This is a genomic window from Nodularia sp. UHCC 0506, assembly GCF_034931045.1.
Taxonomy (GTDB): domain Bacteria; phylum Cyanobacteriota; class Cyanobacteriia; order Cyanobacteriales; family Nostocaceae; genus Nodularia.
Genome location: NZ_JAYGHH010000002.1, coordinates 160,457 through 165,814, shown reverse-complemented (window position 1 = coordinate 165,814; position 5,358 = coordinate 160,457). Strand labels below are relative to the sequence as shown.

Below are 5,358 nucleotides of genomic sequence, written 5' to 3'. Positions count from 1 at the left end.
CAGCCAGCCCTAATTAGTTAAGAAATTTCACGCAGAGGTGTAGAGAGTTTTTGGGATGGTTTTTTTGAGACATTGTTTGAGAAATTTCTGTGGTATTTCTGGGCTTTGTCCCCAGTGTAAATGAATATAGGAGGCGTGGAGGTTTGAGGGTGAAGTCCATCCTTCTGTTCCCATGTTTTCGTCACAGTCGTAGCGATAAGTTTGAAACAAGGGACTCTGAGGATTTACACTTAAGCTAGAACGATGAAATTCATGTCCGTAAATATTTGTACCTGCTGGAATCAGGAGATTATTTTGCAAGGCGACGGCGCGACGATACCCTAAAGTTAAGCGTCCACCCATGACAGCAGATGTGGGTAATATTCCTACCATTGACCAAGATTTATCTTCAAAATCTATAATTTGCTCACATAAGTACATTAAGCCCCCACATTCGGCTATTGTGGGCATTCCTGACAAAATTGCCGTTTTTACTGTTTGCCGGGCGTTGGTGTTGGCTGCAAGCCTCTGTGCGTAGACTTCTGGGAACCCACCACCAAAGTACATTCCTTGTATATCCGGTGGTAGTTCGGCATCTTCTAAGGGACTCCAAAATACTAATTCTGCACCTAAGTTTTGCAGTAAGTCGAGATTATCTTGATAGTAAAAATTAAAGGCGCGATCGCGTGCAATAGCAATCTTGATATTGGGTGTGGGGTGTGGGGTGTGGGGTGTAGAGGAGTGGGGAGATTTTAACAGGGGTAATAATTTTTGCCAGTCAAAGTAAGTATCTCCTAAATCAGCCAGACGTTCAATTACAGTATCTAATTCGGGCAGTTCGGCGGTGGGGACTAAACCCAGATGACGGTCAGGTATAGTAATATTATCTTGGCGACGTAATACGCCGAGTATGGGTAATTGTAATGCGGCGAGGGCATCTTTGAGGAGAGATAAATGGCGATCGCTGCCCACCCGATTTAATACAACCCCAGCAATTTTAATTCTAGAATCATAGGTACAATAACCGTGAGCGATCGCTGCCACAGAACCAGACAGACGACTGCAATCAATCACCAACACCACAGGTAAATCTAAAATTCTGGCAACGTGTGCAGTACTGGCAAAATCAGTCTTAATTACAGATTCTTCCTGATTTTCAACAGCCTTCACGCCATCAAATAGACCCATCACCCCTTCAACCAGGGAATATTCACAATTTGGGCTATGAGCAGCAAAACATTTCTGCACATAATCCTCAGAAGTCAACACCGCATCTAAATTGCGACAAGCACGACCAGTCACATAGCCGTGAAACATGGGGTCAATGTAATCCGGCCCCACCTTAAAAGATTGTACAGATAAACCACGACGACGTAAAGAAGCTAAAAGGGTGAGCGTAACTGTTGTTTTGCCCACCCCACTCCGTTCTCCGGCAATAACTAAAGCCATAAGCTGGGGGTATTAAAAGTTTGTAGTGAGGACTTCAGTCCTCTCTAAGATACCCTACACGATAGACAAAAAGGGATGCATAAGCCATCCCTCTGACTAAAACACATCTACTTTACACCCATCATATTGACTGAATATCTTGCAAAATTGGCATCTTTCTTGCCCCTCCTCATCATGCCAGGTCAATTACCTAATTTGAGAGTCTTCGCAATCACCGCTAAACTTTCCTCAAACAGTGACTCCCGACCCCAACGTTGTACCTGCTGACTCAGCAAAGCCTCAGCCTTTTGTTCCGAAAGTGAACCCACCTGTTGAAACAGACCAGCCGCTTGTGCGCCACCGTGGGTTTCCATTCGCATACAACCGCCAGTCTCAGAACAAATTACCGTACCACAATCTGCTTCAGGATTTGTCGAACTCAGGCGCAAAGCAATCACATCACCCAGAACTTCACCCACATCAGCCACAGGAACACCAGCTAACTCAGCTTCCACCTGTCGCTGGTCTTGGGAAACAAAACGAATTTGAGTAATTTCATAATCTCCAGTTTCCTTTTTATAAGAAACAGGCGACCATTCCAATCGACTCGCCAACCAACCCAAAAACAGCAAAGCTTGGGCAGGATTGCCTTTTTCATAGTCAATTGTCACCCGGTCAATTTCTTTCAGTGCGGCGCGACGATGGGGAGAGTCATAAGCTTGCGCCGTCAATTCTTGCCATGCTGACAACCGTCGCCAGTTCAAATCAGCCAAAGGAATATTAGCTTTGACCAACTCTTGCAGACTGAGTATATCAGTTTCTGGCTCGTTAAAGTCGCAAGAATCAACAATCACATTATTGCAAATTCCCGCCAAGCGCTTGAATAAATTGTTGTTAGGGTCTGGTGTCGCCTTCCACCAGAGAAACTTTGGCAAACCGCCAATTAATAAAGCCGGAATCATACCTCCCACCCGTTCCAAAGCAGCAGCAGTTCCACTCAAAGTAATGTATTCACAGCAGATAAGTGTACTTGATGATTGCTTTTGAATGGGACAGTAGGCAGAAACTTGAGCTTTTACCCCTTCATCTTCTCCAGCAATAGGGAACAAAGCAATAATCCGGCAAGGATTACGCAGAGCAATTTCATCAGCAATTGTCGGACTTGCGGGACTGAAATTATAAGCAGCACCTTCTCCTATAGCACCTGTTCCCTGACGTTTAGCGAATTCTTCCCGCAAGACAGCCAGAGTTTCCGGTGTTGCTGTGCCAGTTTCCGGCAGTCCATATTTAACTTGTACTTGCCGTAACGCTGCTGACATTTGTGGCCCTAAAATGCCATCAATCGGGCCTTCATAAAACCCCAAAGCCGCTAACAGATACTGAGTTTCTTCTGGTTCGTAAACCACCAAAGTAAATGTTGTGGCTCTAGTAGCAGCAGGAAGCCCACCGTCCTCACCAGTAATGCCGTAACTTTGCCAAATTTGATTCAGTTCCGTTTCTATTTCGTTCAGCGAAATATCCTTTGGTGCCTGAAGTGAAAAAATTGTAGGTGCTTGGGAAATCATAGTAGTTTAGTCATTGGTTATTGGTTATTGGTTATTGGTCATTGGTCATTGGTTATGACTAATTCCAAAACCGAGTAAAAAGTGCTAAGTAAAGCCGCAAAAATCGCAACTTTTTCATAACTCAGCACTCAGCACTCAGCACTCTTTTACAGTCTGCGCCAGTTACGACCATCTTGGTTAATTAACAATTCCGCTTCTGCGGGTTCCCAAGTACCGGCTTCATATCGAGGAATGGTAGCTGGGTCTGTGGGTGCATCCCAAACAGAAAGAGCCGGAGTTACTACCTGCCAAGCTGCTTCAACTTCATCCGCCCGTGTAAACAAAGTTTGATCGCCCATCATACAATCGAGGAATAAGCGGTCATAGGCATCAGAAGTTGCTTGAATGCCAAAGGAACCATAACTAAAGTCCATATCCACAGAACGAGTGCGGAACTCTGCCCCTGGCATTTTTACATCAAAACGCAAAGAAATTCCTTCATTCGGTTGAATCCGCATGGCCAAAATGTTGGCATTTCGCTGTTGAGAAGCAGATTGAAACATCCGAGAAGGAACATCGCGGAAGTGAATGGAAATCTCACTGACTTTTTTCGGCATCCGCTTACCTGTTCGGAGATAGAAAGGAACACCCTGCCAGCGCCAGTTGTCAACCATAAACTTCATCGCCACATAAGTGGGTGTGCCGGAATTGGGGTCAACTCCAGGTTCTTCATGATACCCTGGCACTTGCTTACCCTTCATCCAGCCGCCACTATATTGACCGCGCACTGCTGAACGTGACAGATTGGGAACATCAGCCAAACGGGTAGCTTGCAGTACCTTAACTTTTTCCGTGCGGATGCTATCGGCATCCATTGAGTTAGGTGCTTCCATTGCCGTCAAGCAATAAAGTTGCATGAGGTGATTTTGCAACATATCCCTGAGTGCGCCGGCTTGTTCATAGTAACCAGCCCGGTCTTCTACCCCTACGGTTTCTGCTACGGTAATTTGTACGTGGTCAACAAATTGACGATTCCACAACGGTTCAAATATGGCATTGGCGAAGCGGAATACCAGCAAATTCTGAACTGTTTCTTTACCTAAGTAGTGGTCAATGCGGTAGACTTGATTTTCTTTGCAATATTTTTGCACCACTTGGTTAAGACTTTGAGCTGATGCCAAATCTCGACCAAAGGGCTTTTCAATCACCAAACGATGTTTGTAGGGGTCGTCTAGCATTCCGCCTCCCCCTAGTTGCCGAATGGCTTCAGGAAAGAAGTTAGGAGCAACGGAGAGGTAAAACATCCGGTTTCCCCGTGTACCCCGTTTTTCATCTAATTCAGTTAATAGAGTTTTCAGTTTTTGGTAGCTTTCGGGATTGTCTATGTTCCCAGGACAGTAGAACAAACCTTTAGAGAAGTCTTGCCAAAGTTCTCCTAAAGGGACACTAGCATGAGCTTCTTCCATGCCCTTCTGCATCTGTTCACGAAAATAGTCGTGGCTCCACTCTCGACGTGCCACGCCGACAATAGTCGTCTCTGGTGGGATACGTCCTTCTCGCCGCAATTTATAAAGCGCTGGCACTAATTTACGCCAGGTAAGGTCGCCAGAAGCGCCAAAGATGACTATAATCTGGGGTTCGGGCATCCCTTGCTGTTGCAGACCAACGCGCAGGGGATTTTCTAGCAAACTAACCATAGAAGTTTTCAGTGGGGTGTTGTGTGGTGTGTTAATTAGACGCTTGGTAATTGCGTCTACAAAAGAGTTGTGTGTTTCAGGTCTACACTGGCGACAATAACTTGACTTTGTTTTCTAAAGAGTTCATCAAGGACTCGTAAGGTTTGACAAACTTATCAATACCTTCAACTAACAGTTCGTCCATGACAACATTAATATCAATATTAATGTCTGGATCTTTGAGGCTTTCCATCAGCTGATACGCTTCTTCAATGCCTGTTTCTAGGCGATTAGCTACATCGCAATGGTCAGCACAAGCGGCTATTGTCGCCGGTGGTAAGGTGTTAACGGTGTCGGGGCCAATCAATTCGTTAACATACATCACATCGCTGTATTTTGGGTCTTTGGTGCTGGTGCTGGCCCAAAGTAACCGTTGTACTTTAGCTCCTTTGGCTGTTAAGGCTTGCCATCGCTCGCTTTGAATGATTTTTTTGTATTCCTGGTACGCAATTTTAGCGTTAGCGATTCCTACGGAGAGCTTCGCTAACGCCACTTTCCCTCTCACAGCTTGCAGTTTTGCCTCTTGGGAGATATCATCAATACCACGCTTCAATTTTTGATCAATTTTGGCATCAACGTTGCTATCAATGCGACTGAGAAAGAAGCTAGCCACGGCGGCAATTTTGCTCACGTCTTGACCTTGTGCAGCCCGTTTTTCTAAGCCACGAATA

General features: G+C 45.4%; 4 protein-coding genes. All 4 read right to left on the bottom strand.

Annotated elements, in window-relative coordinates; translation table 11 throughout:
* Nucleotides 1-27: 27 nt before the first annotated feature.
* A complete protein-coding gene (locus VB654_RS02420) occupies nt 28-1,428 on the bottom strand; it encodes a cobyrinate a,c-diamide synthase (protein WP_323211801.1) in 1,401 nt (466 codons plus the stop codon).
* Nucleotides 1,429-1,610: 182 nt separating this feature from the next.
* Entirely contained in the window at nt 1,611-2,972 is a 1,362-nt protein-coding gene (gene opcA, locus VB654_RS02415; protein ID WP_323211800.1) for a glucose-6-phosphate dehydrogenase assembly protein OpcA, read from the bottom strand.
* Nucleotides 2,973-3,118: 146 nt separating this feature from the next.
* A complete protein-coding gene (gene zwf / locus VB654_RS02410; RefSeq protein WP_323211798.1) occupies nt 3,119-4,648 on the bottom strand; it encodes a glucose-6-phosphate dehydrogenase in 1,530 nt (509 codons plus the stop codon).
* An 82-nt stretch (nt 4,649-4,730) separates the two neighbouring features.
* Nucleotides 4,731-5,358, bottom strand: a 628-nt coding sequence (locus VB654_RS02405; RefSeq protein WP_323211796.1) for a transaldolase family protein, incomplete at its 5' end; no start/stop codon positions are given.